The sequence below is a fragment of the Allobaileyella intestinalis genome (assembly GCF_009695865.1).
Lineage (GTDB): Bacteria > Bacillota > Clostridia > Peptostreptococcales > Anaerovoracaceae > Allobaileyella > Allobaileyella intestinalis.
Genome location: NZ_VUNB01000001.1, coordinates 83,118 through 109,719, shown reverse-complemented (window position 1 = coordinate 109,719; position 26,602 = coordinate 83,118). Strand labels below are relative to the sequence as shown.

The following is a 26,602-nucleotide window of genomic DNA, read 5'->3' as shown; positions in this document are numbered from 1 at the left end:
AGTTTTAATATTTGTTACTGGAAAAAAATGGGAGCCGAGTCATTTTGAAACTAAAATGACTCGGCTCCCTGTTGAAATGCGAAGTTGTCCGGCGGCAGCAGGGCTGCCAGCTTCTATTCTCTCTATTCTCCCTTGACCTTCTTCCATTCGCTGCTGTAAAGTGCATCCCCTTTGTGGCTCAGAGTAGTCAGCGAATGGCATCTGGCCAGAGTTTCATCAGTAGGGAAGATTGCCGGATTGTTCAGATCTTCCGGATCAATTTTCTTGTAGGCCGCAGTGTTAGGAATTGTGTAGTACAGATACTCGAAGTTCTTATATGCAATATCTCCTCTGGAAAGGAAGTTTATCCATTTCATGGCGTTTTCCTTATTCTTCGCCTTTGCTGGAACAACCCATCCGTCGATGTAGAATTCCGTTCCTTCCTTTGGCACGGAAAATTCTGCATTCTTGTTCAAGCCTTTTACATACTTATATTCTCCGTTCCATACAACACCTGCTACTGCCGACCCGTCTGCCACCAGATCCCTTGCGGAATCGTTTGCGTATTTGTAAACCAGTGGTTTCTGAGCCATCAGATCAGCAGTGGCTTCTTTGACCTGGGCTGAATTCTCAGTATTGATGTCGTAACCCCTCCTGCTGAGGCCGATAACATAGGCATCTCTGAGGCTGTCGGGCATTACGATCTGGCCTTTCATCTCAGGATTCCACAGGGCATCCCAGGAATTAAAGTCAACATCTCCAGCTTTCTTGCTGTTGTATATTATTCCCATTGTCCCGCATGTATGAGGAACACAGTACTTATTCCCCGGGTCGAAAGCTTCAGCCTTTTTCATGTACTTGGGATCAAGGTTCTTCAAATTCGGAATTGAAGACTTGTCCAGTGGTGCAAGCATGTGCTCTTTCTCCATTTTTCCAATCATGTAGTCGGAGGTGCACACCACATCGTATCTGGACGGGTTGTTTTCAATAATAGGATAAAGCTCCTCTGCAGTGTCGTAAGTATCCTGGATAACCTGTATTCCCGTTTCTTTTTCAAACTCCTCAACAATGGCAGGATCGTAGTAATCTCCATAGCTGAACACGTACAGAACTCCTGATGACTTACTTCCGCCGTTTCTTGCAATGGTCAGCACAACCGCCATGATTCCGGCAAACACGAAAAGCATTATTCCCTTTTTCACGGCTGAAGCTCCTTTCTGCCCATCTTTCCTCTTCTATGTTTCCTCACTGTTTCTCTGCCATCTTCTTCAGGTTTCTCAAGATTGCTTACAAGAAGAACCACAAGAGCAACAGCGAAGATCACAGTGGACAGGGCGAACAGTGTAGGTCTGATTCCCACTTTCACCTGGCTGTAGATCAATGTTGAAATAGTGTTGATGCCAGCGCCCCTGGTAAAATACGTTACAATAAAATCATCTACAGACATTGTAAACGACAGGAGGAAACCGGAAATCATTCCTGGCATAAGTTCTGGCATTACTATTCTGGAAAAAGCGTACCACTTGGAGGCTCCCAGATCCTGAGCTGCTTCATACAGGGTGGCAGTTCCCTTGTTCAGTCTTGGTCTTACAGAAAGAATTACATATGGAATGCAAAACGTAATGTGGGCCAGAAGCACCGACACATATCCCAGAGGGAACTTGAACATTATAAAAGTCAGCATCAGAGAAATGCCTGTTACAATATCGGCGTTCAGCATTGGAATGCTGTTGAATGCCATGATGGTGTCCTGGCTTTTCTTCTTCATGCCGGACATTCCGAGACATGCAGCCGTTCCTATTGCCGTAGCCCCAAGAGAGGCTGTAAGAGCAATGGCAAAAGTGTTTATCACCGAGTTGATAATCAGCTTATTCTGGAACATCTCTCTGTACCACCGGAGAGAAAAGCCGGTGAAAACAGACATTGATTTGCTTTCGTTAAAAGACAGAACTGTAAGGGCCAGAATAGGCAGGTACAGAAACAGCATGATAATCACAATGTACACTGCACCAATAACGGAGGCAGATCTTTTTGTATTTTTCATATGAGACTCTCTCCTCCTGACTTATCAAACTTACCGAAAAGCAGCATGGTAATAATGATGAACACCATCATAACCAGGGACATTCCTGAACCCAAATACCAGTTTGAGCTGACGGTGAATTCCTGTTCAATAATATTCCCGATGAGGTTGATCTTTCCTCCGCCCAGCATGTTTGAAATAACGAAGGTTGTCAGTGCCGGAATGAACACCATGGTCACACCGCTGACAATGCCGGGAACCAGCAGGGGGAAAATCACCTTTCTGTAAACCGTTCCCTTATCTGCTCCCAGATCATAGGCCGCTTCAATGAGCCTGTTGTCGATTTTGCAAGCAGCGTTATATATAGGAAGAATCATGAAGGGTAAAAAATCATATACCATTCCAAGAACGATTGCGGCCGGGGTATTTATGAGATGCTGCCCCGGAAGGCCAAGGGCGTGAAGGATGGAGTTTATTACTCCTTCTCTTTCAAGAAGGACCTGCCAGGCCATTGTCCTGAGAAGAAAATTCATCCACATAGGCAATATGAAGATGAAAATCACCATTCCCGTTTTTCCATGTCTGCTGTTGCTGAGTATCATTGCCATAGGCAGAGCCAGAATAAAACATACGGCTGTGCTCACAAAAGCCAGCAGCAGGGACAGTCCCAGCGCCTCCATGTGATCAGGAGAAAATGTTGCCCCAATATTGTCAAAGGTGAAATGGCCTGCCCTGTTTGAAAAGCCGTAGTAAGCGATGGAGAAAACCGGCACAACAGTACCGATTGCAATCCATATCAAAAAGGGAGATGCCCAAGCTTTACTATATTTCATCGAGATCCATGACCTCCTGTTCCTGAGATTCCGGCTTATGCATTATCTGAATGTTCTGAGGCTGAACGTACATTCCAACCTTCTCACCAACATTATGAGATTCATAATTCTGAAGGAGCCACTCAAACTCATAGCCATCCTCACTGTAGGCCAGCATCTCATAATGAACGCCAATAAACAGATTGCTGCTTATAACCAGGTTGACAATTCCCTCTCCATAAGGGCGGATCTCAATATCCTCAGGCCGGATAACAACGTCCACCGGCTGGTTTGGAGCAAAGCCCGTATCAACACAAGGAAAATCCACTCCGTTTATGCGGACCAGTTTATCTCTTACCATAACTCCGGAAAGAATATTGCTGTCTCCAATAAAATCTGCCACAAAGGCATTCTCCGGCTCATTGTATATTTCTTCAGGAGTGCCCATCTGCTGTATCTGTCCGTTATTCATTACCACAACTCTGTCTGACATGGTCAGAGCTTCTTCCTGGTCGTGGGTAACAAAAATAAACGTAATTCCCAGCTCATGTTTCAGGCTCACCAGTTCGTACTGCATTTCCTGTCTCAGTTTCAGATCCAGGGCCCCCAGAGGTTCGTCCAGAAGAAGGAGCTTCGGCCTGTTCACTATAGCTCTTGCCATGGCCACCCTCTGCTGCTGACCTCCTGACATCTTGTCGATAGTCCTCTTCTCATATCCGGAAAGGTTTACCATCTTCAGGGCGCCCCTTACCCGCTCTTCCACTTCATCCTCAGGAGTATTGCTGACCCTGAGGCCGAAGGCAATATTATCGAAGACGTTCATGTGAGGGAACAGCGCGTAGTTCTGGAACACCGTGTTCAGCGGCCTTTTGTTTGCAGGCAGGTTCGTAATGTCACGACCCTGGAAAAGGACTTTTCCACTGTCGGGTGATTCGAATCCGCCAATGATGCGAAGCATAGTAGTTTTTCCGCACCCGGAAGGTCCGAGAATCGTTACAAATTCATTTTCGTTTATGGCAAGGTCTATACCTCTGAGAACATCTGTATCTTCAAAGGATTTTGTAATATTCTCCAGCCTGATAAGTTCCTTCAATTGGTTTCCTCCTGTATGGTCAGTAATTCTAGAATCCCGGTGGTGTGCTTACCCACAGTATTTCCGCCCCCGATGATGAGCTGATGGAATGGGGTCTGCTGCATTTCACGTAGAAGGTCTCCCCTGCAGCCAGGTCCAGGTAATCTCCTCCATAATGAAGAGTAGCGCTTCCTTTTATCACATATCCCATGGCCTCGCCTTCAAAGGGCCCTACCTCAGAGGTGAATCCCCCTGCCTTGAGAGTCAGAAGAATAGGTTCCATCTGGTTCTTCTGAGCATTAGGCACTATCCACTCAATGGTGCTTCCCTGATCTTCGTCTTCCTTCAGGAAATAATCATCTTTGCTGAACACTACCTGCCGGTCTTCATATTCAGCAAAGAACTCTTTTAAATCAGTGCCCAGGCAGATCAGGATATCCTCCAGCGTAGAAATCGAAGGAGATGTGAGATTTCTTTCCACCTGTGAAATAAACCCCTTCGATAATTCTGCCCGGTCTGCCAGCTCTTCCTGAGTAAGTCCTCTTTCGTTTCGCAGACTCTTGATTCGTTCTCCTATATCCATTTTGTCTCCTGCTTCAACGACCTCTTAATAAGATTTATGTTTAGTATTGCTAAACCAAACAATCAAAATTATACTTGACCCCCATAGGAAGTCAAGTATTTTTAAACCAAAAGTTTAGTAAAACTTAATTATTATCAGTTGTCAGTTGCAGTTCAAGTTCAAGGTCTTCTCAGTCTACAGACCCAGATCCTTCAGAACATCAAGAACCGCCTCCATAGGCTCACCTGGAACCCTGTCAATCCTTCCCTCATCAGAAAGCTCTGCAAACTGCGGATCTATAGGAAGCTGAGCCAGAACCTTTGTTCCGTTAGCCTCTGCCACTGCCTGAGCCTTGCTTTCTCCAAAGACGCTTATCTTCTCGCCGCAGTGAGGACAGTTCATATAACTCATGTTCTCAACAATTCCCAGAATCGGAATGTTCATCATGGCAGCCATCTTAACGGCCTTTTCAACGATCATGGAAACCAGCTCCTGCGGAGATGTGACAACGATGATGCCGTCTACCGGCAGTGACTGGAATACTGTAAGCGGAACATCTCCTGTTCCCGGCGGCATGTCTATGAACATAACATCCACATCGCCCCAGGCAACATCTGTCCAGAACTGAGAAACGGCACCGCCAATTACCGGGCCTCTCCAGATTACTGGATCTGTTTCATTATCTGTAAGAAGGTTCAGTGACATTACCTGAATTCCTCCGTCCGATGCTCCCGGAATGATTCCAAGCTCTGTTGCAGACGCCTTCTCGTGAATGCCGAACATCTTAGGAATTGATGGTCCTGTAATATCAGCGTCCAGAATTGCTGTCTTATAACCATTACGGCTGGCAGCTACTGCTGAAAGTGCTGTAACCAGGGATTTACCAACTCCACCCTTGCCGCTGACAACACCTATAACCTTCTTGACACTGCTGCCTTCACCAAGTTTTTCCTTCTGAATGCCTGCGCCCTCACTTCTGCTTCCGCAATCAGCTCCGCAGCTGCTGCAGTCGTGAGTGCACTCCTGGCTTACCTCTGACATAATACACCTCCGTGTAAAAAAGTTCTTCGTTAATTGCAGCTTTTACGGATCCCGGAGGCCCGGGTCCCCTAAAGCCACGTTATTATTACACAGTCGTCAGGAAAAATCAAATTCCCTTAATCCAACAGGGAATTAAACATACTCATTGCCACTGAGTCTGTCTACGTAATTGCATGCTGCTGTTCCTGCAATTGCTCCATCCGAAACTGCTGTTGTCAGCTGATTTACAGCCTTGTCTCTTCCGTCTCCTGCAACAAACAAGCCAGGTGTTCCCGTCAGACAGTCTTCCCCAGACAGGTAGTAACCCTTCTCGTCTTCCTCTGCCAGGCCTCTGAAAGCCTCTCCATTAGGAATCTTTCCAATTGCAACGAACAGGCCGTTTACCTTAAGTTCCTTCTTCTCTCCAGTAACCTTGTCTGTAATTTCAACAGACTGAAGGAGGGGATCTCCCGAAACTCCTGTAACAGTGCTGTTCATGCAGAATTTAACGTTTTCCTTTGCCTTGAGCTGGCGAACCAGAGTATCCTCACCTCTGAACCTGTCTCTTCTGTGAATAATGGTAACAGAGTTAGCCAGCTGTGTCAGATAGATAGCATCTTCCAGGGCTGTATTTCCGCCGCCGTATACAGCAACGTCCTTACCTCTGAAAAACATGCCGTCACACACTGCGCAGAAGGAAATTCCTTTTCCTATAAGCTTTTCTTCTCCCGGTACACCCATATGTCTGCTGGAAAGGCCTGTAGCCAGAATAACAGCAGATGCCTGGTAAGTGTCTTCCGTTGCCTTGATAACAAAGGCTCCCCCTTCTTCAGCAGGCTTCTCAACGGAGAGCACTTCATCCATGATAACCTCTGTTCCGAACTGCTCTGCCTGGTCCTTAAGCTTCATTGCGTACTCTGCGCCGCTGATTCCAGGGGTCCCCGGATAATTGTCTATTGAATCAGTAAAAGTGATCTGGCCACCTATTGTTTCTCTTTCGAATACTGCTGCCTTCTTTCCGGCTCTTCCTGCGTAAATACCTGCGGTAAGACCTGCAGGGCCTCCTCCGATTATTACCACATCAAATTTTTCCGACATGACTTTTCTCCTTTTATTCATCAATGCTGCAGCCTCACTTCCAGCCCGGGACAGGCGGCAGCCAGCGTTTACTTGTATCTTTCAGCTCCATTATATACAAAATTTGATTGTGTGCAACTAATTTCTTATTTCATTTTATGAATATTCTGTGATATTGTCTCTACCCTGTTGAAAAGATCATCCATATTGGCTATTATTCTTATTAGCAATCTATGGTCGTGAGTGCTAACGCAGCAGCCTCTATAACAACCTGGGGTTCACGTACCGGAGCCCGGCTGCAGCCGCCCCCGCCTCACGCTTACGAAAGAAGGTATTTTTACATGAAAAAGCAATTCAAATCTGAATCGAAAAGGCTTCTGGATCTTATGATCAACTCCATATACACAAATAAGGAGATTTTCCTGAGAGAGCTGATCAGCAACGCCAGCGACGCCATTGACAAAAGGTATTTTCTCGAGGCTTCCGGAGGAAAAACCGGAATGTCCAGAGATGATTACGAAATCAGGATCACACCTGACAAAGATGGCCGCACACTCACCATCAGCGACAACGGAATCGGAATGAGCGCCGATGAGATGGAGAACAACCTTGGCACCATTGCAGAAAGCGGATCCTTCAAGTTTAAGTCTGAGAACAAGGACAAGGAGGACGATACAGATATTATCGGCCAGTTCGGAGTCGGCTTCTATTCTGCATTCATGGTAAGCAGCAAGATAGAAGTTCTGTCCAGAAGGGTGGATTCGGAAAAGGCATATCTGTGGGTCAGCACCGGATCTGACGGATACACCATTGAGGAGGCTGACCGGCCTGAAGCAGGCACTACCATCACCCTCTACCTGAGAGAGGACACCGATGACGACAAGTACAGCGATTTTCTTCAGGAGTTCCGCATCAAGTCTCTGGTAAGGAAGTACTCAGATTACATCCGCTATCCTATTATGATGAACTGCACCAAGACCAGAGAAGTGGAAGCGACGGAGGAGCAGAAGAAAGATAAGGACTACAAGCCTGAGTACGAAACATATCAGGAAGACGAAAAGCTGAACAGCATGGTTCCTATCTGGAAGAGGAAGAAATCGGAAATCAAGGACGAAGAGTACAACGAGTTCTACAAAAGCAAGTTCGGCGACTGGCAGGATCCTCTGAAAGTCATTCACACCAATGTTGAAGGTGTTCTTTCTTACAACGCCCTGCTGTTTATTCCAAGCCAGGTTCCATTTAATTTCTATACAAAGGATTTCAAGAGAGGTCTTCAGCTTTACTCCAGCGGCGTGATGATTATGGACAGCTGCGAGGATCTTCTCCCTTCATATCTCAGTTTCGTAAAAGGCCTGGTAGACTCCCAGGATGTTTCCCTGAACATTTCGAGAGAAATGCTTCAGCAGGACAGACAGGTTAAGGCCATCGCCCAGAGAATTGAGAAAAAAGTTCTTCAGGAGCTGAAGGACATGGAGGAAAAGGACCGGGAAAACTACAAGAAGCTGTGGACAAACTTTGGAATGCAGCTGAAATACGGAATCTATGACGGTTTCGGAGTTAACAAGGACAAGCTCCAGGATCTGGTGATGTTCAAGAGCAGCACCACTGATGACTACACCACATTCAAGGAATACGTGGACAGAATGCCGGAAGATCAGAAATACATCTACTACGCTTCTGGAGAGTCTGACGAGAAGATCAAGAAAACTCCTCAGATGGATCCTTTCAAGGAAAAGGGTTACGAAGTTCTGTTCTGTACCGACGATATTGACGAGTTCGCTCTGCGAATGATGAACGAATACGACGGAAAGGAATTCAAGAACATCACAGACAAGGATCTGGGATTCAGTGAATCAGAGGACGAGAAGAAGGCCGCAGAAGAAAAGAACGAAGCAAACAAGAATGTTCTGGATGCAGTAAAGGAAGTTCTTCAGGACAAGGTCAGCTCCGTAATAATCTCCAACAGGCTTAAGGACCACCCGGTATGCTTCGCCACAGGCGACGGACTTTCCCTGGAAATGGAGAAGGTTCTGAAGGCCCAGGCAGCAATGATGGGCAGCGATGAGGGCTCTGCTCTGAAGGCTGACAAGATTCTTGAGCTGAACTCTGATCACCAGTTCTTCCAGGCTCTTAAGAACGCTGTAGAGAAGGACGATAAGGACAAGATCAGAGATTACTCACTGCTTCTCTACGATCAGGCCCTCCTTATTGAAGGAATGCCTATTGATGATCCTGTGGACTTCAGCAACAGAGTCTGCAGCCTCATGAAATAAGTGAGAAATAAATGATGAAATAAGCAGGCCATCTGCCCGGGGTTTCCTGTCCCGAAGCAGATGGCCTGCTGTTTTTTCATATTCAGATATTAAGTTTTAAAGATCCTCAGGATTTACTGCTGGCCGCTGATGGCCGCGATCTTTTCCACCATGCCTCCCATGAGGGCGTTTAGCAGATTCTGATTGGTCTGGGCATCTGTGGTCCATTCTCCATCGTCATTCTTCTTGCAGTTAATGACTACGTCTTTTGTATATTTCTTATCCTTTACTCCAAGAATGTTCTTGAACAGCAGGTCGTAAGTATACTTTGTAACATCTGTAGAAGAAGTAAGGGAGCCGCTCTTGGCGTCGTTTACTATCTGATCGTAGGTGCTCTGATATGCCTGTCCGAAGTCGTAAGTCGTAATGGTAACTGTGACCGTGGCCTTTTTACCGCTTACCTTTTCATTCTTCACCTTGTAGTCAAAGTCCTGTATTTTCTTCAGGAAGTCGCCCCACTGCTTGTCATAAGATGAATCAAGGGAGTTAGGCATGCTCTTCTTAAGGTCTTTGATTTCCTCTGTCTGGATTCCCTTCAGCTCTGCCTCCACTGCATCAGAAGGGGTTGCATTCTTGCCGCAGCTGGTTACTACAACGGCGGTAGCAACTACCAGGCAAAGTGCCAGAATTTTTTTCATGGATTTCATTTAAATCTCCTTTCATCGAAGGAAAGTTTCGATGTATTTGGCTGAAGCTGTATCAACTAATGAACTCTTCTTCTTTCTCCGTCAAAAACAGTAATTCCCGCCTTGTCCAGTCCCTGAAGGAGCACAGAAGCGAATTTTCTTGAAGTTCCCAGGCTGTCACGGAACTCTGCCAGAGTGAAGCCTTGGCCTGATTCCAGTGACAGGGCAGCTGCTTTAACCTTCTCCCACCCCTCTGAAGAGATGAAGTATTCAGGGCTCACCTTCACAATCTCTCCTGAGGAAGCCAGATCTGCCTGGAGGGCCGGAACCAGATCTCCATCTGCCTTTCCAATGACCTGAGCCAGATCTCCATCTGCCTTTCCAATGACCTGAGCCAGCTCATCGTTTTTCAGCATTTCAATACCGGCTTTTCTGTACGCCTCAAGGATTCTGGTTCTGTCAGCCTTCTGTTCTTCAGTAAGTTCTACTGCGAATCCGGCCAGGGCAGCGGATTTTTCTTTGAATTTTATGATACCCTTTTGAACCATCATGTTCAATATTGATGATACAGTCTTTTCTTTATCTATGTGCCACAGTTCTCCCAGCCTGCTGAGAAGTTCTTGTTTAGGCATTCCCGGCGAAAGAGGATTTGCGCTGTGGTACTCCTTAAGAAGGTTTTCCACTGTTTCTTCCAGATACTTCAGCCTCTGGCCTCCTACCAGCAGGCCCCCTTCCAGAACCGCAATCCTACCTTCTTGTATTTTCTCGTCAAGGTAAGGTTTCAAAGCAGAAGGAAGCATTCCCAGCTCAAAGGCCAGCTCACTGCTGCTGTAAAACCTTCTTCCACCCGTCTTCAGCTCTGCCATTTCACCAGGATCGCCCTCAGCCATTATCTCAAGAGCATTGAGAACATCTTTCCTGTTCCTCTTGTGCTTGTCCGGCAGGGAATCCAGCACCCTTCCGCCTCCAACAGTTACAATCGGCGAATAGAACCTGATGATGAACCGGTCTCCCCTTCTCACTGCTACAGGCTCTTCCAGCCTGAGCTGGGCATAAACCTTGTCTCCGGCCACTGCAGCCTCCCTGTCCAGGAGAATAATCTTGCAAAGAGCCTCCTTGCTTCCGCAGTACAAGTGGACCCGGCTGTTATTTTTGATGACCCGGTCGGTGCTCTCAAAAATCGAAACTTCCACATCTATCATGGATGTTACAGAAACTCCGTCAGCTGCAGCCAGCACATCGCCCCTGTCGACTTCATTTTTTGAAAGAGCTGCCAGGTTCACCGCCGTCCTCTGTCCGGCAACAGCCTCCTGAACATCTTTGCCGTAGGTCTGAATTCCCCTGATCTTTGTCTTCGTGTTCTCAGGAAAAATATATACTTCGTCTCCCACACGGCAGCGGCCGTCCGTCAGGGTTCCAGTAACCACAGTTCCGAAACCCGACATAGTAAACACCCTGTCTACAGGCAGGCGGAAAAGCTCCGGTGCCTCCACTCTCTTTATTTCCCGGTTGCACTTCTTGATAATCTCCTCTTTGAGGACATCAATATTCTCTCCTGTCTTTGATGAAACCGGAATGAGAGGCTTGTCCTCAAGGAAGGATCCCTTGACGTAATCCCGGATGTCTTCTGTTACCAGTTCCAGCCACTCCTTTTCCACCATGTCAGTCTTGGTAACTACAATAATTCCGTCTTCAATTCCAAGAGCCCTCAGAATCTCGAAATGCTCTCTTGTCTGAGGCATTATTCCCTCATCGGCAGCAACTACAAACAGCACGAAATCAATGCCGCCTATTCCTGCCAGCATGTTCTTAATAAATTTCTCATGGCCCGGAACATCTATTACTCCTATGTTATATCCCTGGTCATTGGGAATATGAGCAAAGCCCAGCTCGATTGTGATTCCCCTCTTTTTTTCTTCCGAAAGCCTGTCCGTATCAATATTCGAAAGAGCCTTTATCAGCTGGGTCTTTCCGTGATCAACATGTCCTGCTGTACCAATAATGATGTTTTTCATCTCTCTACCTGCCATGTTTTTTGTAAAAATTATTTTTCAAAGGCGCCGGCTACGGCATGTACGTCCTGATCTCTCATGGTGCGCACGCAAAGGAGAAGTCTGTCCTCGTTAATCCTGGCTATTACCGGAATCTTATTTTTCCTGAGCATCCTCTCCAGGCTGTCGGCAGAACAGCTGTCTGAAGTAACGGCAACTGCCCATCCCGGAAGGTAAACCATAGGTGCCGATCCTCCGCCAATCTGGTCCTTGACCTCAACAACCTCAAGTTTAAGGGAGGGATCCATTTCTCTGATTTCTCCTGCCAGCATCAGAGCCCTGGCCTTCATCTCCTCGGAAGGCTGGCTGATCATGTGAAGAACAGGAATGTCCCTGAGAGCAGTCTCTCTGTCCCTGTATTTCTTCAATGTCTCCTCCATTGCGGCAAAGGTCATTTTATCTACTCTGAGAGCCCTTGCCAGAGGGTGCTTCTTCATCTTTTCGATATATTCTTTTTTTCCGGCGATTATTCCTGCCTGAGGTCCTCCGAGGAGTTTGTCTCCTGAGAAAAGAATTACATCGATTCCTGTTGCCAGAGCGGCGGGAACGTTAGGTTCATCCAGGCCGTACTCCGACATATCTACCATAAGGCCATTTCCCATATCAAAGATAACAGGCAGGTCATGCTTCTTACCTATTTCCACCAGTTCTTCCAGAGATGCCTCTTCTGTAAATCCCATAATTTTGTAATTAGAAGTGTGGACCTTCATCAGGACACGGGTGTCCTCGTTAATGGCATTCTCGTAATCTGACGGTTTTGTTTTGTTGGTGGTTCCAACCTCACGGAGAACTGCGCCGCTCTGTTCCATAATGTCCGGTATGCGGAAGGCTCCTCCGATCTCCACCAGCTCTCCTCTTGAAACAACAGCCTCTCCTCCTGCAGCCATAGACGACAGCACCAGCATGGTAGCAGATGCATTGTTGTTCACCATCATCACATCTTCTGTTCCTGTTATCTCACACAGAATGTCCTGGAGAATTGAGTGTCTGGAACCTCTTCTTCCTTCTTTAACATCGTATTCCAGGTCCGAATATCCTTCTGACACCCGGGCAACATTTTCTACTGCATCTCTGCAAAGGGGTGCTCTTCCCAGGTTTGTGTGAAGGATGGTTCCTGTGCAGTTGATCACCGGATACAGATTGTTTCTGTCCAGTGCCTCTATCTCGTCTGCTACTGCCTTCTGAATAACTTCAGGTGTGAGGGTCTCCGGATCCAGCTCATTCAATTCCTCATCGCTCATGGAAAGGATTGCTTTTCTTCTGGCATCCACAACCTTTCTGGCCGCATCTGTAACTACTGCCTTGCCTTTTTTCTCCAGAAAATCAGAAATGAGGTGCTGCTTAAGCACCTCATCTATCTTAGGGAGCGCCCTGAGGGCCTCATTCTTCTTCATATATTCACCTCGTATCAACTTATTAAAATGGCGGGAGTATGTGGGAATCGAACCCACCCGAGAAGGTCTTAGCTCCTCATGACGGTTTTGAAGACCGCAAGGCACACCAGCACCTATCTACCCCCAAAGTCATACGTTGGGATTTTAACACAACCCGCATCAGAGTTCAAGTTTGAGTTTTCCGGCAATGTTGACTTTACCCTTTCTCTGGAATAACATCTTAGCTGCAGTAGGAATTAATACATCTGAAATGACATGATAATTAGCGCTGTATGACCTGTAAAGGAGACAATACATGATTTATCTGGACAACGGAGCAACCTCTTACCCGAAGCCTGATGTGGTGGCAGATGCGGTGTTTGACTACATAAAGAATGTAGGAAGCAACATTAACAGAGGCGGATATGCCAGTGCATACTCCGCTGCCGAAGTGGTTCTTGAGACAAGGCAACTCATAAACAAGATGATGAACGGTTACGGCCCGAGGAATACTATTTTCACTCCGGGAAATACATACAGCCTCAATTTCCTGATTAAAGGTCTGGCCCGTAAGGGAGACCGTTTTCTTGCCAGTTCAATGGAACACAATGCAGTTTACCGTCCACTGACACAGCTTGCCCAGCAGGGCATTGCAACTACAGAATACATGCCTTGTAACAGAGATGGAGAGCTTGAGCTGGACAAAGCCCTTGAGATGATCACCCCTGACCTTAGGGCGGTAATAATGGTCCACGCCTCCAACGTAAGCGGCACACTTATGCCGATTAAAGAAATAGGAGAACGTTGCAGAGAACAGGGGGTAATATTCATTGTAGACGCTGCACAGACAGCAGGAAACACACCTATAGACATGCAGGAATGCCACATTAACGGCCTGTCCATGCCGGCTCACAAGTCCATGCTCGGTCCGCAGGGACTGGGAGTTATGCTTATTGATCCTGAGATAGCAGACCAGATCATTCCTCTGGTTGCAGGTGGAACAGGCAGTCACTCCGATTTAGCCGAAATGCCTGAGGAACTTCCTGACCGGTTTGAAAGCGGAACTCTGAATCTTCCTGGAATCTACGGCCTTCACGCTTCAGCCAGCTGGATAATGGATCATTTCCAGGAAATAAGAAAGAAAGAGAGAGAACTTACCGGCAGATTCCTGGAGGGATTGAATGGTGTAGAAGGAATACGTGTTGCCGGCCCTTCCGATCTGGACAAAAGAGTATCTGTAATATCTGTGGATTTCCTGGACGGAGACAACGGCATCAACGCCTTCAGGCTGACCCAGGAATACGGAATAAGCACCAGAGTAGGTCTTCACTGCGCACCTCTTGCCCACAAATCTCTGGGGACCTTCCCTGAGGGAACGGTGAGGTTTTCAATCGGACCGTTCAACACAGAAGAAGACATTGATGCAGCCATTTCTGCAGTAAAAGAAATTGCTGCCGAAGACCATCAGTCCCTCTGATTGACTTTTGATTTTCCATTTTAGTTTAAACTTTCATAAACTAAGGATTTCCGGTGACGTATTGATATTTTCAATACGTCACTACTATTATGACTGCTATAATATTTCGGATACAATTATAGAGAATGTCAATATTAACATACAAAGAACTAATTAATAAGGAGAATGGCAATGGCAATGGATAAAGTTTCAACGGGTTCCAGCTGCTCTGTCACCATCCCGTTTAAAGACGTAAAGCTGACCCAGATGACACAGGCCGGCGGATGAGGAGCAAAGATAGGGCCGGGAGTCCTAAGCGATATTTTGAAGAGCCTTCCTAAGATAAAGGATCCAAATGTAATGGTAGGCTTTGACAGCAGCGATGATGCGTGTGTCTACAAGATAAACGATGATGTTGCAATGATCAACAGCATCGACTTTTTCCCTCCTATCGTAGATGACCCCTACGATTTCGGAAGAATAGCAGCAGCAAATTCCCTGAGCGACATTTATGCCATGGGAGGAACCCCGAAACTGGCTATGAACCTTCTTACTTTCCCAAACAGCCTTCCTCTGGAAGCTGTGGAAGCCATCCTTCAGGGCGGCAATGATATGGTAAATGAATGTGGTGCCATGATAACAGGCGGTCACAGCATTCAGGACACAGAGCCGAAATACGGTCTCAGCGTCACGGGATTTGCCCACCCTGACCATGTCTGGAGCAACAGTGCTGAAGAAGGAGATTATCTGGTCATCTCAAAGAAGATAGGTACCGGACTTCTTACAGGAGGGGCAAAGGTTGATATGCTTACTCCTGATGAGTACAAAGCTGCAGTTGAAACCATGGCTGCCCTTAACAAGTATGCCTATGAAGCAGCAGAAGGAGTAAAAGTTGACGGATGCACTGATATTACAGGCTTCGGTCTTCTCGGTCACGGTGCGGAGATGGCGAAGGCCGGCAATGTAACCCTGGAGGTTTTTGCTGAACGGGTTCCTGTTTTTCCTAAGGCTCTGGAACTTGCATCCCAGGGATTCCTTCCTGCAGGCGGCCACAACAACATTAGCTACCTGAAGGACGATGTTATTGACTATACAGTAAACGTCTCCCAGGATGTTATTGACTGTCTCTACGATCCCCAGACCTCTGGTGGTCTTCTCTTTGCCGTAAAAGAAGATCAGCTTGAAAGGCTTCAGTACCAGCTGGGAGAAAAGGGATGCGAGAACGCGGTCATCGGCCGGTTCAAGGAGAAGAAGTCCAGATATATAGAGATCGTTAACGGTTAAAAAACAAATACTGGAATAATGCAAAAGGATCTGACACATTTGCTGAAGTGTGCCGGATCCTTTTTCAGTGACTCCTCTGTAAGGAGATTCAATTCAATTCTATTCTCTTCTGTCTATTCCTGGTCGCTGCTCTTGAAAGCCAGCTCTTTGTTCTCCTTCACAAAGTTGCAGAATGCTTCCGCTACAGGGGAATGGGTTATTCCCTTCAGTGAAACCATGTAAAAATCCCTGTTCTTTTTGAATTCCTTTATAGGGAGAATCCTTATGTCGTTGCTGTGCATCTTGTCCAGGGTATGCTGGGATAACACAGATACTCCCAGGCCCTGCTCTACAGACCTGATGATGGTGTCGAGGTCGTTAAACCTGGCAACTACATCAAAGGTCGTCTTGTCATAACCAAGGTTTGCAGCAGTTTCTTCGAAGGATGTTTTAGTTGCTGATCCGTTTTCTCTCCAGATAAACGGATACTTTACAGCTTCAGAGATGGAAATATCACTGCCCTCCATGTTAAAAGAGGCAGGAACGGCCAGCACCACCTTGTCGGAGAAAATTTTCGTATATGAAAGGTTGGAATTATTTATCTTGTCACCAACGAAGGCCAGCTCCCCTCTCCTGTCAATCAGGTTCTCAATGGCTGTCCGGCTGTCTGAAGTATCCACATAAAATCTTGTCTTAAGGTGAATGTCATGAAACCTGGACAGCATTTCAGGAAGAAAGGTAAGCCCCGGGATGCTGGATGTCTGAAGTTCCAGGATACCCTCGATTTCATCGCCGCTGTCGTTAAGTGCTCCCACAGCAAGCTCTCTGGTGTTGACCATCTCAACGGCATATTTGTAAAACTTCCTTCCCTGGGGAGTCATCTCAACAGTTCTACCCCTTCTGTCAAGAAGGCGTGTTCCAAGTTCCTTCTCCAGTGTGCTTATGTGTGTACTTATGGTTGGCTGGGTGAAAAAAGTAGCATCCGCCGCACGGCTGAAACTCTTATACCTTACAACATTGACGAACGCTTCTATCTGCTTGAAATCCATAAACTCCCTCCATAAATACATTAGCATTTTATCCTATTGTTAAAAATCTTGTCAAACCGCACTGCTCCGGATAAAAAGGCCAAGAATTTGCATTTATAGTTTTTTTCAATACAATATTTTTTGATACAGTATTTATCCCGGCACCCTGGGCAGGATACCGGGACACGCCAATTCACTTATTCAATATTATTCAATTCCAAGAAGTGACACTTTTTTTACACCAGCCGTAACTCCTATCTCATCCATCATATCGTCCAGATCCCTGGTTCCGTTAACAAGATCGATGGCAATTACCACATTTGCCTGCTCATGGACAGGCGGGTTCTGGTTGATGGTCCATATGCTGTACGAAAAAGAATTAATCACCTGAATAATCCTGAGGAGCACTCCCGGTTCGTGATCCAGCATCATGGATATTATCGCCCTCTTCATCTGAGATCCGGCGTCCAGCTCCATCACATAGTCTCTGTATTTATAATAGGTGCTTCTGGAAATTCCAACCTGCTTTGCGGCCTGGCTCACGTCCTTGACCTTTCCGCTTTCCAGAAGTTTTCTGGCTTCCACAACTTTCTCATAATAGCCGGGAAGGATGCTCTTGTCTACAACAAGATACTTACTGCCCATTCCTGATTCTCCTGCCAGCCTCTGCAGCTTCTATCACATATTCTTTCATCTGGCCGGCCTCTATCACATCTTTATGAATCACTTCTTTTTCGAAAAGAGATGAAAGAGCTTCCGGTGCCTTGACTCCCGTATAATCCTGAAGTTTCTTCATATTCTCATGGTCGCTCTCTCCTCCTGTCTGGCCCAGAGCTTCCAGCATTGATCTTGAGAACTTATACGGAGATGCAGTGGAAAGCACCACCTTTGCTTCATCTTTCTTCAGTTCCCCTGATGCCACCAGCTTCTCCATAGCGCCCCAGGCAACTGCAGTATGAGGATCCATGAGATAATTATTTTCCCTGAACACCCGGTTGATTACCTCTGCAGATTCATTGCTGTTAACAGAAGCGCATCCGAAAACTCCCTGTATCTCCAGCAAATCATCTTCTTCCAGCTGGTATTCTCCCTTAGTCCTCAGCTCCTCCATGTATCTGGCCGTCTTCTCCGGTCCGCATACGAAATACAGAAGTCTTTCCAGATTGCTGGAAACCAGAATATCCATGGACGGAGATGTGGTTCTCATAAAATCTCTCTTCTTGTTGTATCTGCCTGTGTTCAGGAACTCTGTGAGCACGTCGTTCTCATTGGACGCGCAGATCAGCCGTCCCACAGGAAGGCCCATGGCTCTCGCCAGCCAGCCAGCAAAAATATCTCCGAAGTTTCCTGTTGGAACTATATATGAAACCTCCTGGCCCAGTTTGATTGCCTTTCTGTCCAGAAGGCTCTTATATGCATTAAAGTAGTACACAATCTGAGGCACAAGTCTTCCGATATTAATGGAGTTTGCACTGGACAGGGATACCCCTTCTGCAGGCTCTTCCACTTCCTGGAAAATTTCCTTTACCCCTCTCTGTGCATCATCGAAGTTGCCTTTTACTGCGCAGGCCCTGACGTTTGAGGCAGGCTGAGTTACCATCTGAAGCCTCTGGGACTGTGAAATTCCCGTCTCTGGATAGAATACCAGGGCATCTGTTCCTTCTACATTGGAAAATCCCGTAAGGGCTGCACTGCCAGTATCGCCGCTGGTTGCTACCAGAATGAGAATTCTCTTCTGAAAATTCTCGTGGCGGGCCGAGGCGGTCATCAGATTAGGAAGAGCTGATAGGGCCACATCCTTGAAGGCGCAGGTAGGTCCGTGAAAAAGTTCCAGTACGTATGAGTCACTTACCGGCACCAGAGGAGCCAGTTCGGGAACGTCGAACTTGTTCTCATAGCTTTTCTCCAGAATGGATGCCAGTGTCTTATCTCCCAGATCAGGAAAAAACAATCCGAACACAACTCTGGCCATTTCCCGGTAGCTCATGTTCATCATGGCCTGCATATTTACTTTTATTGAGTCAAGGTCATCTGGTACAAACAGTCCCCCGTCAGGTGCCAGGCCCTTCAGTACGGCCTGAGCCGGGGTAGCTTTAACTTCAGGATTTCTTGTGCTTACATAATTTTTCATGCATTTCACCTATTTTTCTTGAAAACTTTGTGGAATCATGATACATTATTTCTGGTTTAAAGACAAGTGTCTTTTATCCACGGATAAATATTGATACAAAATAAGAATGATGTTTCAAGAAGAAAATCAGGAGAAAGTAATATGAATATAGCCATTCTCGGTCTGGGCACCGTAGGCACCGGCGCATGGGAGGCAGCTGCCAGAACCCGTGACATAAAAGTTAAGTGGATTTTTGTAAGGCCTGGCAAGGAAGTTGCTCCAGAATACCAGCCCTTCGTAACATCGGATATAGATGATATCATCAAAGACCCTAAGGTAGATGTTGTATGTGAATGCATGGGCGGCCTCCATCCTGCATATGAATATGTAACTGCAGCAATGAATGCCGGCAAGAGCGTGGTCACACCTAATAAAGGACTGATCAGTGCCTTTTACAGAGAATTGACTCAGTGTGCAAGGAAGAACTGCGTTTCTATCCGCTTCACCTCTTCTGCAGGAGGCGGAATTCCATGGCTTTTCAACTTGCTCCGCACCAGGCGTTGCGACACAATCACCAGAGTCAGCGGCATCCTGAATGGAACGTGCAACTACATTCTGGATACCATGCACAGGGAAGGTTCTGATTTTTCAGAAATTCTGAAGAGCGCTCAGGATCTGGGCTACGCTGAAAAAGATCCAACCGATGATATAGAAGGCTTCGACACCATGAGAAAGTGCGTGATTTCCTCTAACCTGGCCTTCGACGCAGACATCTCCCCAGATGATGTACCTGTTTTTGGCATCAGCTCAATTACAGCCAGAGATATCAGCTGGTTCAAAACTCACGGATACGTCTGTAGGCTGATCATGAACGGATCTGTAAACGGATCATCTGACGGAAGTTCTGTATCCGCCTATGTTGAACCTGCCCTGTTTGGAAACAGCACTCTGGAGGCCGGCACCGGCGCAAACAACAACCTTGTATCATTAGAAGGAAAAGAACTGGGAGTTCAGAGCTTCTACGGACAGGGTGCAGGAAAAGCTCCTACAGGCTCCTCTGTAATTCAGGATGTTCTGGATCTCAACGGGAAAGTCGACATGCTGCCGGAGCGCCATTACACATTGCCTGAAGGGACAACTCCTGTTGACAACAGCCAGGCCTTGCACCGCTACTACATCAGAATTGATCACAGCGTTAAAGGCTTCCCTTTCCAGATTGTTGAGGAGCAGGATGAAGACAAGTACAGTTTCTATCTGATAACCAAACCGGTCTCCGTTTCAGAGGCCCATTCTATCGCTTCAGAATTCAGAAAGACCGGTGCCTTCTTCATGGCCGGGATACAGGAGTAGCAAATGTTAAAAGTAGCAAAATTCGGAGGATCCTCCCTGAGCTCCAGCGCTCAGTTTGAAAAAGTCAAGAACATCATTGATTCCGACCCTTCCAGAAGAGTGGTGGTGGTATCTGCCCCGGGCAAGCGCAGCAGTGATGACAACAAGGTTACGGACCTTCTCTACCTGTGCAATGCCCATCTTAAATACGATGTGTCTTATGATTCCATTTTCGAGATGATCGAAGAAAGATATATGGACATACGCAAGGGCTGCGGCCTTAATACCGACCTGGATTCTGAATTCGAGACCATCCGCAGCCATCTGAAGAAAGGCATGTCTGTAGAATACCTGGTTTCAAGAGGAGAATATCTGAACGCCCGCCTCATGGCCGAATACCTGGGATTCACCTTCGTAGACGCTGCCGATGTGATCTGTTTCAGATACGACGGCCACATCGACTACAACCGAACTAACAGCGGACTGGTTCAGGCCCTCGAAGCCAACGGTTCCATAGTTATTCCCGGTTTCTACGGATCTCTTCCGAACGGAGAGATCAGAACGTTTTCCAGAGGTGGATCGGATGTAACCGGAGCCATAGTCTCTGCTGCCTTAGGTGCAGATGTGTACGAAAACTGGACTGACGTCAGCGGCATTCTCATGGTGGACCCGAGGATTGTCTCCAATCCGAAAAGCATTTCCCGGGTTACCTACGATGAGCTGAGAGAGATGTCTTACATGGGTGCGGCAGTTCTCCACGAAGATACGGTTTTTCCTGTCCGCAGGAAAAACATTCCTGTGAACATCAGGAACACCAATAAGCCGGAAGATCCTGGAACCATAATCATGGAATCCTTTGAAGAAGATTGCGAAGGAGATATTTCCAGATTTATTACGGGCATAACAGGGAAAAAGAATTTCACTACTGTTGAAGTGTACTGCAATCACAACGAATCTGTTTCAAAGCTCCTTCAGTCTACACTGGGACTTTGCGACCGCTACGGAATAGAGCCGGAAATGCTGAGCTCCGGAATAGACAGTTTTTCCCTGCTCTTCCCTACAGAAAAGCTGGAACATTCCAAATATGAATTTGCCGGTGAGCTGAAGGGAACTGATGGAGTTGACAACATGAAAGTCCAGGACAACATCTCCATCATCGCCATAGTAGGCCGGCAGATGGCATACAAATCCGGAATTTCCGGCCAGATTTTCCAGGCTCTGGGCGAGGAAAACATCAGCGTCAGAATGATAAAGCAAAGCGCTGACGAGATTAATATCATGGTAGGCGTAAGCAACGACGACTTTGCCAGAGCAATAAAGACACTGTACAACAGTTTTGCGTAATTTCCCATAATACAGGAGGTAAATATTAATGAGTGAAGAAAAGCTTAAAAAATATAATGTAGGTATTCTGGGGGCCACGGGGGCCGTAGGCCAGGAAATGGTAAAGGTTCTTGGCGAAAGAGATTTTCCTGTAGCTGAGCTCCGCCTTCTTGCCAGCAGCAGAAGTGCCGGCAAGGTTGTTGACGCAGGAAAATTTGGAAAAGTAACTATCCGTGAAGCTTCCGATGATTCTTTCGAAGGTCTGGACATAGTTCTGGGTGCTGCAGAAAATGACATTTCAAAGAAATTTGTAAACAACATAAAGGCTTCCGGCGCAATATACATCGACAACTCCAGCGCCTTCCGTCTGGATCCTGATGTTCCTCTGGTGGTTCCGGAAATCAACCCGGATGATGCCTTCAAGCATCACGGCGTTATTGCCAATCCAAACTGTTCTACTATCATCACCCTGGTTGCCATTAACGGAATCAACAAGCTTTCTCCAATAGAGACTCTTTACGCTTCCACATATCAGGCCGTAAGCGGCGCCGGAGCAAAAGGTCCAGTTGAAATGTATGATCAGGCAAAAGCCGTTCTGGAAGGCGGTGAAATCAAGACAGGTGTCTTCCCTTACCAGATTGCCTTCAACCTCATTCCACAGATTGGAGGTTTCGGTGAAAACGGCTACACTTCTGAGGAAATGAAGCTTCAGAACGAAGGAAGAAAGATTCTCCACATGCCTGAAATGAAGGTGTCCTGCACCTGCGTCAGAGTTCCTGTAGAAAGATCTCATTCTATTTCTGTCATAGCCATCACTAAAGACAAACTGGACCTGGAGGATGTAGCCAAAGCTGTCTCAGAAGCACCGGGCTGCAGGCTGGTTGATGACAAGGCTTCCAATGTATATCCCATGCCTCTTGATACCAGCGATCAGGACACTGTCTTCGTAGGGCGAATCCGCAGAGACCTGGCAAATGAAAATGGCATCAACCTGTGGTGCTGCGGCGATCAGGTGCGGAAAGGCGCTGCCACAAACGCAGTCCAGATTGCAGAGCTCTTTGTAAAATAATAACAACACAAAAAAACACCTGGCTGCTGATATGCACCCAAAATCTTGGGCGAATTCATATCAGAACTGCCAGGTACTTTTATTTTAGTGAAAAGACTAGCCCGCAATATTCGCCTTATGTTCCTTCAGTGCTTTAGCCAGCTGGTCAGGACATGAGGTGCTTTTAGTTCCGCAGGTGGTTCCCTCCAGCTTCTCAATTACATCGTCAATCTTCATGCCTTTAATAAGCTGAGAAATTCCTGAAAGATTACCGTTACATCCTCCAGTGAACTGAACGTCTTTAATCACATCACCTTCAGTCTCGATTTCAATCATCATCGAGCATACCCCTTCCGGGTAATAAGTCATCTTCTCTGACATTAAACTACTTACCTTTCTGTCTGTGTATTTACTAATCTATCTGAACCTCTGCCCGCAACAGTACGCAGAGCAGCATTATATTTTTACTAGAGGCCCAGTTCCTCATGAATCTCCAGCATGGCATCCAAAGCAATCTGGCAAAACTCGTCAAAGCTGATGCCTGTTTCTTCTATTGCCATCATGTACTCTCTGTTGGCTCCCGCTGCAAAACGGTGCTCTTTAAAGCGCTTTCTGATGGACTTCACTTTAACGCTGCTCAGCTTTTTGTCCGGATAGATCTGAGCAACAGCTTTCACAAAACCGCTCATTGGATCGGCGGCCAGCACTGCATACTGAAGGGTGGTTCTGGCTACCACACCGCTTGGTGGGTTGTGGGCACAGATGGCGTCGCAAAGAACCTGATCGTCGAAGCCCTCTTTCTTAAGGATTTCAGCAGAAACCGGTCCGTGGGTGGACATGTCATTTCTCCAGTCACAGGTCTCTTCATCGAGGTCGTGGAGAAGTCCTACAATTCCCCAGTACTCCACATCATCTGGTGCAAGCCTCTTGGCCAGGGCCCGCATGATCGCCTCAACGGCGTAGCTGTGAGTAATATAATGTTCTCCTTTTACGTATTTATGAAGCAGGTCGTTGGCCTGTTCTCTTGTAATTCGTTGTGCCATGGTTTTCTCTTAAAAATTCCTTTCTCTGTTGTGAAAATACGGCGGCTCAGGCCGGCTCAGGCATTTACTGCAATATCAATAAGTTTCTGAAGATCTGCAGAAAGTCTGTTTGATGCATCGATAACGTCCTGCTCAAGGAGTGGCTGGCTTCCCATGCCTGCAGCAGGATTGGCCAGACAGGAAATTCCTATTAGTTCCAGGCCTGCGTGAGCAGCTCCGATGGCTTCCGGAACGCTGGACATGCCTACTGCATCTGCTCCAAGGGTTCTCAGCATGCGGATCTCGGCAGGCGTTTCAAAGCTCGGCCCCGGCATCATGGCGTAAACTCCCTGATACACCTGAATACCAGAAGCCTCTGCTTCCCGGAAAACCTTCTCCCTCAGCTCAGGAGTGTATGCCTTGCTCATGTCCGGGAACCGGCATCCGATTTCGTCGATATTCGGTCCTGTCAGAGGATTCTGTCCCGACATGTTGATGTGATCGGTTATGAGCATGGCATGGCCAGGCTCATAGCTCTCGTTAATCCAGCCCGAAGCATTGGTCAGGACGTACCTCGTGGCTCCAAGTCTTGCCAGAACCCTCAGCGGAAAAATAATGGTCTTCATATTGTATCCTTCATAGAAGTGCCATCTTCCGGAAAGACATGCTACTTTCTTGCCATTCTTCTCTCCGTATATCAGCTGGCCTCTGTGGCCAGGAGCTGTTGAAACAGGAAATCCCGGAATATCCTCATATGAAATTCTTACAGGGTTTACGATTGTGTCTCCGTAACTTCCACATCCACTGCCCAGAGTTACGATTACCTCCGGCCTCTGGATTCCCTTTTCCATAAGAAAATCCGCAGCCTTCTTTATGACTTCAACCTGCTCCTCCGCCGTGCCGCTTGCTACCAGGTCCGCAAGCCTTCTGGCTCTGGCCTCATTCAGCTTCTCTTCAGCAAATTCCGTGGATTCAGTTACCATTTTACCTGCAGCATCTGCAGCATGAGATAAAAAGTTCTTCATCTATGTCCTCCTTGCCTTCAAAAAGACAATTATAATCAAATCTTTCACAATTATATGATGCAACAGGAAAATTATCAACGAAAAAGGCGTGTTCGAAACAATTCCTTGAAAGGATTCGGTATGATGTGGTAAAATTTCATGGATTATTTGACACCATATGTGGAGAGGTACCCAAGAGGCTGAAGGGACTGGCTTCGAATACCAGCAGGCGGGTAACTCCCGTGCGGGGGTTCAAATCCCCCTCTCTCCGCCAACGAGAAATGAGAAAGCCGCTGAGATCAACAAAAGCGTTGATGTCAGCGGCTTTTTCAGTGTTTGAAAATGTGCAGCAATCTTCATTAGCGTGTAAAAATGCGCCACTTCTTGAGCCACTGTGTCACAGTGTTAGCCCCTGCATCAAACTCCTGTAAAATACAAAATACATGTCGTATAGTCGTCCAATTCCAAAACCATGTGGTACAACAAACAATGAATGAAGAAGGGACCTTTTCCATTCCAGTAGAGGATCTTTCCACCATAGTTTGCAGCGGGCCAAATATCAGATATGGCTGTCTCTGATTAAAAGGAAAATTGAGAATCAAAGTCGCGGACTGACTCTTCTGGGGTGCTGCGATGCAGAGAAAATCCTGCAATACACCTGTAATTTAAATATTACCAATGTAGATGTTAAGGAAGCAAATGCAGCAAAAGAATATTTCAACTATCTGCACCCCGGACTGAACAGACGAAATGACGATCCTGTCAACAGCTGCCTGAATTACGGATATGCAGTGCTGAGAAATGCAATAATCAGAACGATTATGCTTGCAGGGCTGCTGCTCCCTACCCTCCTGCCTGTGAATGTAATGGATAGAATAAAGGAATAGGAAATAATCTATGAGAATTCTCGTAATGCTTAATCCTGCAAACAAGTGGGGAACAAAAAAGGCCTACACAGATCTTCGCAACTTTCTGGTCTCAGACGGCTACCTTTGCGTAGGAACTGAGCTATACATGAGGATCACCCCAAGCCGAAAAACAGCCGAAAAACACATCCGACGATTATCCGAACACTCCCCCGGCACCGATACAGTACGTGTTCTCCGGCTCACAGAAAAACAATATGAAGGAATCTGGTATCTCACCGGCAGCGAAGACCTCCAGGAAAAAACCGCAGAGAGAAACTGCCACGTTATGCTATAATCTGCAAAACAGCTTGCACTCACTGGCTAGAAAAGATTAATAGATATTGCGGTTGATTCACGACAGCATACTAAATAACGGGTTCCAACATGGGATGAAAATGGCGTATAGTATAACAAAGAAATGCCACAGTTCGTCTTTTTTGGCTAAGTACTATGTTTAAAATGTGGATGGATGTGGCAGCCTGCCAGTCCCTTAATCCGGGAGCAGTACAAGAGCAGTAGTGAGCGCGATAAATAGGATTAATACTGCTCCTCCAGCTACACGGGAGCAGTACTGAGTATGATTTCTGCAAGTAGTACTGCTTTTCCCTGCACCAGAGAGCAGTAGTAACATCAATAAATAGGATCAGTACTGCTCCATCAGCCTCGCAGAAGCAGTAGTAACTGCGATAAACAGGATTACTACTGCTCTTCCAGCTTCTCGAGAGCAGTACTGAGCGCCGATTCCGCAAGTAGTACTGCTTTCCCCTGTACAAGAGAGCAGTAGTAAACGCGATAAACAGGATTACTACTGCTCCATCAGTCTCACGAAAGCAGTACTGAGCACAAATTCCTCAACTAGTACTGCTCCATCAGCCTCGCAGAAGCAGTAGTAAACGCAATAAACGGAGCTACTACTGCCGCCCGGCCGCCAACTGCCCCGGCCGCCCGCGTACTACCCTCGGTTCTAACATGGGATGAAAATGGCGTGTAGTATAACGAAAACCAAGGAGAATCAGCTGAAATGTGCAGTTGATATTTATGACCAAATGCTTAGTTGGTATGTGGACTTTCTCCAAACTGAGAACGGTAAGGATTGCATTGCTGAGTTTGACAGGACGTTACCAGGATATGTATGGATGAGTGATGTGAAAAAATTGATTTTTATCTTTGGAGCATTCGTGACTAAATCGGGATTTGTGGAGGT

At 46.7% G+C, this 26,602-nt stretch carries 24 protein-coding genes and 2 tRNA genes; 9 read left to right on the top strand and 17 right to left on the bottom strand.

Going from position 1 to position 26,602, the window contains the following annotated elements:
- Positions 1 to 122 precede the first annotated feature (122 nt).
- The 7 genes from FYJ66_RS00515 to FYJ66_RS00485 all read right to left on the bottom strand — a co-directional run bounded on the left by FYJ66_RS00515 (position 123) and on the right by FYJ66_RS00485 (position 6,566).
- Positions 123 to 1,181, bottom strand: a complete 1,059-nt coding sequence (locus tag FYJ66_RS00515; RefSeq protein ID WP_154571573.1) for an extracellular solute-binding protein — start codon at positions 1,179 to 1,181, stop codon at positions 123 to 125.
- Entirely contained in the window at positions 1,178 to 2,023 is an 846-nt protein-coding gene (locus tag FYJ66_RS00510) for an ABC transporter permease (protein ID WP_154571572.1), read from the bottom strand. Before FYJ66_RS00510 ends, FYJ66_RS00515 begins: the two co-directional genes overlap by 4 nt.
- Positions 2,020 to 2,835 carry an ABC transporter permease gene (locus FYJ66_RS00505; protein ID WP_154571571.1) on the bottom strand — a complete coding sequence of 272 codons (816 nt, stop codon included), beginning with the start codon at positions 2,833 to 2,835 and terminating at the stop codon, positions 2,020 to 2,022. Before FYJ66_RS00505 ends, FYJ66_RS00510 begins: the two co-directional genes overlap by 4 nt.
- Positions 2,825 to 3,907 (bottom strand): ABC transporter ATP-binding protein, encoded by a 1,083-nt coding sequence (locus FYJ66_RS00500; protein WP_154571570.1) that lies wholly within the window; start codon positions 3,905 to 3,907, stop codon positions 2,825 to 2,827. Before FYJ66_RS00500 ends, FYJ66_RS00505 begins: the two co-directional genes overlap by 11 nt.
- A gap of 28 nt (positions 3,908 to 3,935) precedes the next feature.
- Entirely contained in the window at positions 3,936 to 4,469 is a 534-nt protein-coding gene (locus FYJ66_RS00495; protein ID WP_154571569.1) for a helix-turn-helix domain-containing protein, read from the bottom strand.
- A gap of 174 nt (positions 4,470 to 4,643) precedes the next feature.
- On the bottom strand, positions 4,644 to 5,489 hold the full coding sequence (locus tag FYJ66_RS00490; protein ID WP_154571568.1) for an Mrp/NBP35 family ATP-binding protein: 846 nt from the start codon (positions 5,487 to 5,489) through the stop codon (positions 4,644 to 4,646).
- Between the two features lie 132 nt (positions 5,490 to 5,621).
- Positions 5,622 to 6,566, bottom strand: coding sequence for an NAD(P)/FAD-dependent oxidoreductase (locus FYJ66_RS00485; protein WP_154571567.1), 945 nt, complete (start codon positions 6,564 to 6,566; stop codon positions 5,622 to 5,624).
- 320 nt (positions 6,567 to 6,886) lie between these two features.
- Between FYJ66_RS00485 and htpG the strand changes: the two genes are divergently transcribed.
- A complete protein-coding gene (gene htpG, locus FYJ66_RS00480; RefSeq protein ID WP_154571566.1) occupies positions 6,887 to 8,818 on the top strand; it encodes a molecular chaperone HtpG in 1,932 nt (643 codons plus the stop codon).
- A gap of 113 nt (positions 8,819 to 8,931) precedes the next feature.
- On the opposite strand, the gene FYJ66_RS00475 is transcribed toward htpG, so the two are convergent.
- The 4 genes from FYJ66_RS00475 to FYJ66_RS00460 all read right to left on the bottom strand — a co-directional run bounded on the left by FYJ66_RS00475 (position 8,932) and on the right by FYJ66_RS00460 (position 13,053).
- The gene (locus FYJ66_RS00475) at positions 8,932 to 9,504 is read right to left on the bottom strand and encodes a hypothetical protein (protein WP_154571565.1); all 573 of its coding nucleotides are present in this window, start codon (positions 9,502 to 9,504) and stop codon (positions 8,932 to 8,934) included.
- Positions 9,505 to 9,560: 56 nt separating this feature from the next.
- Positions 9,561 to 11,498: a selenocysteine-specific translation elongation factor gene (gene selB / locus FYJ66_RS00470; protein WP_206156932.1), complete on the bottom strand. Its 1,938-nt coding sequence runs from the start codon at positions 11,496 to 11,498 to the stop codon at positions 9,561 to 9,563.
- 29 nt (positions 11,499 to 11,527) lie between these two features.
- On the bottom strand, positions 11,528 to 12,928 hold the full coding sequence (selA, locus tag FYJ66_RS00465; protein WP_154571563.1) for an L-seryl-tRNA(Sec) selenium transferase: 1,401 nt from the start codon (positions 12,926 to 12,928) through the stop codon (positions 11,528 to 11,530).
- A 28-nt stretch (positions 12,929 to 12,956) separates the two neighbouring features.
- Positions 12,957 to 13,053, bottom strand: a tRNA-Sec gene (locus FYJ66_RS00460).
- 170 nt (positions 13,054 to 13,223) lie between these two features.
- On the opposite strand from FYJ66_RS00460, the gene FYJ66_RS00455 reads away from it, so the two are divergent.
- Both FYJ66_RS00455 and selD read left to right on the top strand, forming a co-directional pair.
- Positions 13,224 to 14,384 carry an aminotransferase class V-fold PLP-dependent enzyme gene (locus FYJ66_RS00455; protein ID WP_154571562.1) on the top strand — a complete coding sequence of 387 codons (1,161 nt, stop codon included), beginning with the start codon at positions 13,224 to 13,226 and terminating at the stop codon, positions 14,382 to 14,384.
- A gap of 246 nt (positions 14,385 to 14,630) precedes the next feature.
- Positions 14,631 to 15,647, top strand: a complete 1,017-nt coding sequence (gene selD / locus FYJ66_RS00450) for a selenide, water dikinase SelD (RefSeq protein ID WP_235897311.1) — start codon at positions 14,631 to 14,633, stop codon at positions 15,645 to 15,647.
- Between the two features lie 113 nt (positions 15,648 to 15,760).
- Here selD and FYJ66_RS00445 read toward each other — a convergent pair whose 3' ends face one another.
- From FYJ66_RS00445 to thrC, 3 genes are all read right to left on the bottom strand, one after another.
- Positions 15,761 to 16,675 (bottom strand): selenium metabolism-associated LysR family transcriptional regulator, encoded by a 915-nt coding sequence (locus tag FYJ66_RS00445; RefSeq protein ID WP_206156931.1) that lies wholly within the window; start codon positions 16,673 to 16,675, stop codon positions 15,761 to 15,763.
- 186 nt (positions 16,676 to 16,861) lie between these two features.
- Complete coding sequence (locus FYJ66_RS00440; RefSeq protein ID WP_154571560.1) at positions 16,862 to 17,299, bottom strand: ACT domain-containing protein; 438 nt, start codon at positions 17,297 to 17,299, stop codon at positions 16,862 to 16,864.
- Positions 17,289 to 18,785 carry a threonine synthase gene (gene thrC / locus FYJ66_RS00435; RefSeq protein WP_154571559.1) on the bottom strand — a complete coding sequence of 499 codons (1,497 nt, stop codon included), beginning with the start codon at positions 18,783 to 18,785 and terminating at the stop codon, positions 17,289 to 17,291. Before thrC ends, FYJ66_RS00440 begins: the two co-directional genes overlap by 11 nt.
- A 141-nt stretch (positions 18,786 to 18,926) precedes the next feature.
- On the opposite strand from thrC, the gene FYJ66_RS00430 reads away from it, so the two are divergent.
- The 3 genes from FYJ66_RS00430 to FYJ66_RS00420 are packed head-to-tail and all read left to right on the top strand — an operon-like array spanning position 18,927 to position 22,485.
- Positions 18,927 to 20,114, top strand: a complete 1,188-nt coding sequence (locus tag FYJ66_RS00430; RefSeq protein WP_154571558.1) for a homoserine dehydrogenase — start codon at positions 18,927 to 18,929, stop codon at positions 20,112 to 20,114.
- A gap of 3 nt (positions 20,115 to 20,117) precedes the next feature.
- Positions 20,118 to 21,437 (top strand): aspartate kinase, encoded by a 1,320-nt coding sequence (locus FYJ66_RS00425; RefSeq protein WP_154571557.1) that lies wholly within the window; start codon positions 20,118 to 20,120, stop codon positions 21,435 to 21,437.
- Between the two features lie 28 nt (positions 21,438 to 21,465).
- Positions 21,466 to 22,485 carry an aspartate-semialdehyde dehydrogenase gene (locus FYJ66_RS00420; protein ID WP_154571556.1) on the top strand — a complete coding sequence of 340 codons (1,020 nt, stop codon included), beginning with the start codon at positions 21,466 to 21,468 and terminating at the stop codon, positions 22,483 to 22,485.
- A gap of 96 nt (positions 22,486 to 22,581) precedes the next feature.
- Here FYJ66_RS00420 and FYJ66_RS00415 read toward each other — a convergent pair whose 3' ends face one another.
- From FYJ66_RS00415 to FYJ66_RS00405, 3 genes are all read right to left on the bottom strand, one after another.
- Entirely contained in the window at positions 22,582 to 22,845 is a 264-nt protein-coding gene (locus tag FYJ66_RS00415; protein ID WP_407707596.1) for a TIGR03905 family TSCPD domain-containing protein, read from the bottom strand.
- Positions 22,846 to 22,931: 86 nt separating this feature from the next.
- Entirely contained in the window at positions 22,932 to 23,507 is a 576-nt protein-coding gene (locus FYJ66_RS00410) for an HD domain-containing protein (protein ID WP_154571555.1), read from the bottom strand.
- Positions 23,508 to 23,563: 56 nt separating this feature from the next.
- On the bottom strand, positions 23,564 to 24,511 hold the full coding sequence (locus FYJ66_RS00405; RefSeq protein ID WP_235897297.1) for a purine-nucleoside phosphorylase: 948 nt from the start codon (positions 24,509 to 24,511) through the stop codon (positions 23,564 to 23,566).
- A 161-nt stretch (positions 24,512 to 24,672) separates the two neighbouring features.
- Here FYJ66_RS00405 and FYJ66_RS00400 point away from each other — a divergent pair.
- The 3 genes from FYJ66_RS00400 to cas2 all read left to right on the top strand — a co-directional run bounded on the left by FYJ66_RS00400 (position 24,673) and on the right by cas2 (position 25,693).
- Positions 24,673 to 24,764 (top strand) — tRNA-Ser (locus FYJ66_RS00400).
- 268 nt (positions 24,765 to 25,032) lie between these two features.
- A complete protein-coding gene (locus FYJ66_RS00395) occupies positions 25,033 to 25,377 on the top strand; it encodes a CRISPR-associated endonuclease Cas1 (protein WP_154571554.1) in 345 nt (114 codons plus the stop codon).
- Positions 25,378 to 25,387: 10 nt separating this feature from the next.
- Positions 25,388 to 25,693, top strand: coding sequence for a CRISPR-associated endonuclease Cas2 (gene cas2 / locus FYJ66_RS00390; RefSeq protein ID WP_154571553.1), 306 nt, complete (start codon positions 25,388 to 25,390; stop codon positions 25,691 to 25,693).
- The last annotated feature ends 909 nt before the right edge of the window (positions 25,694 to 26,602 follow it).

Bases quoted from the DNA above. Each gene is read 5' to 3' on its own strand.
- FYJ66_RS00510 (WP_154571572.1), bottom strand. From the start codon at position 2,023: ATGAAAAATACAAAAAGATCTGCCTCCGTTATTGGTGCAGTGTACATT.
- FYJ66_RS00505 (WP_154571571.1), bottom strand. From the start codon at position 2,835: ATGAAATATAGTAAAGCTTGGGCATCTCCCTTTTTGATATGGATTGCA.
- FYJ66_RS00495 (WP_154571569.1), bottom strand. From the start codon at position 4,469: ATGGATATAGGAGAACGAATCAAGAGTCTGCGAAACGAAAGAGGACTT.
- FYJ66_RS00490 (WP_154571568.1), bottom strand. From the start codon at position 5,489: ATGTCAGAGGTAAGCCAGGAGTGCACTCACGACTGCAGCAGCTGCGGA.
- FYJ66_RS00485 (WP_154571567.1), bottom strand. From the start codon at position 6,566: ATGTCGGAAAAATTTGATGTGGTAATAATCGGAGGAGGCCCTGCAGGT.
- htpG (WP_154571566.1), top strand. From the start codon at position 6,887: ATGAAAAAGCAATTCAAATCTGAATCGAAAAGGCTTCTGGATCTTATG.
- FYJ66_RS00475 (WP_154571565.1), bottom strand. From the start codon at position 9,504: ATGAAATCCATGAAAAAAATTCTGGCACTTTGCCTGGTAGTTGCTACC.
- selB (WP_206156932.1), bottom strand. From the start codon at position 11,498: ATGAAAAACATCATTATTGGTACAGCAGGACATGTTGATCACGGAAAG.
- selA (WP_154571563.1), bottom strand. From the start codon at position 12,928: ATGAAGAAGAATGAGGCCCTCAGGGCGCTCCCTAAGATAGATGAGGTG.
- FYJ66_RS00455 (WP_154571562.1), top strand. From the start codon at position 13,224: ATGATTTATCTGGACAACGGAGCAACCTCTTACCCGAAGCCTGATGTG.
- FYJ66_RS00445 (WP_206156931.1), bottom strand. From the start codon at position 16,675: ATGGATTTCAAGCAGATAGAAGCGTTCGTCAATGTTGTAAGGTATAAG.
- FYJ66_RS00440 (WP_154571560.1), bottom strand. From the start codon at position 17,299: ATGGGCAGTAAGTATCTTGTTGTAGACAAGAGCATCCTTCCCGGCTAT.
- thrC (WP_154571559.1), bottom strand. From the start codon at position 18,785: ATGAAAAATTATGTAAGCACAAGAAATCCTGAAGTTAAAGCTACCCCG.
- FYJ66_RS00430 (WP_154571558.1), top strand. From the start codon at position 18,927: ATGAATATAGCCATTCTCGGTCTGGGCACCGTAGGCACCGGCGCATGG.
- FYJ66_RS00425 (WP_154571557.1), top strand. From the start codon at position 20,118: ATGTTAAAAGTAGCAAAATTCGGAGGATCCTCCCTGAGCTCCAGCGCT.
- FYJ66_RS00420 (WP_154571556.1), top strand. From the start codon at position 21,466: ATGAGTGAAGAAAAGCTTAAAAAATATAATGTAGGTATTCTGGGGGCC.
- FYJ66_RS00415 (WP_407707596.1), bottom strand. From the start codon at position 22,845: ATGTCAGAGAAGATGACTTATTACCCGGAAGGGGTATGCTCGATGATG.
- FYJ66_RS00410 (WP_154571555.1), bottom strand. From the start codon at position 23,507: ATGGCACAACGAATTACAAGAGAACAGGCCAACGACCTGCTTCATAAA.
- FYJ66_RS00405 (WP_235897297.1), bottom strand. From the start codon at position 24,511: ATGAAGAACTTTTTATCTCATGCTGCAGATGCTGCAGGTAAAATGGTA.
- cas2 (WP_154571553.1), top strand. From the start codon at position 25,388: ATGAGAATTCTCGTAATGCTTAATCCTGCAAACAAGTGGGGAACAAAA.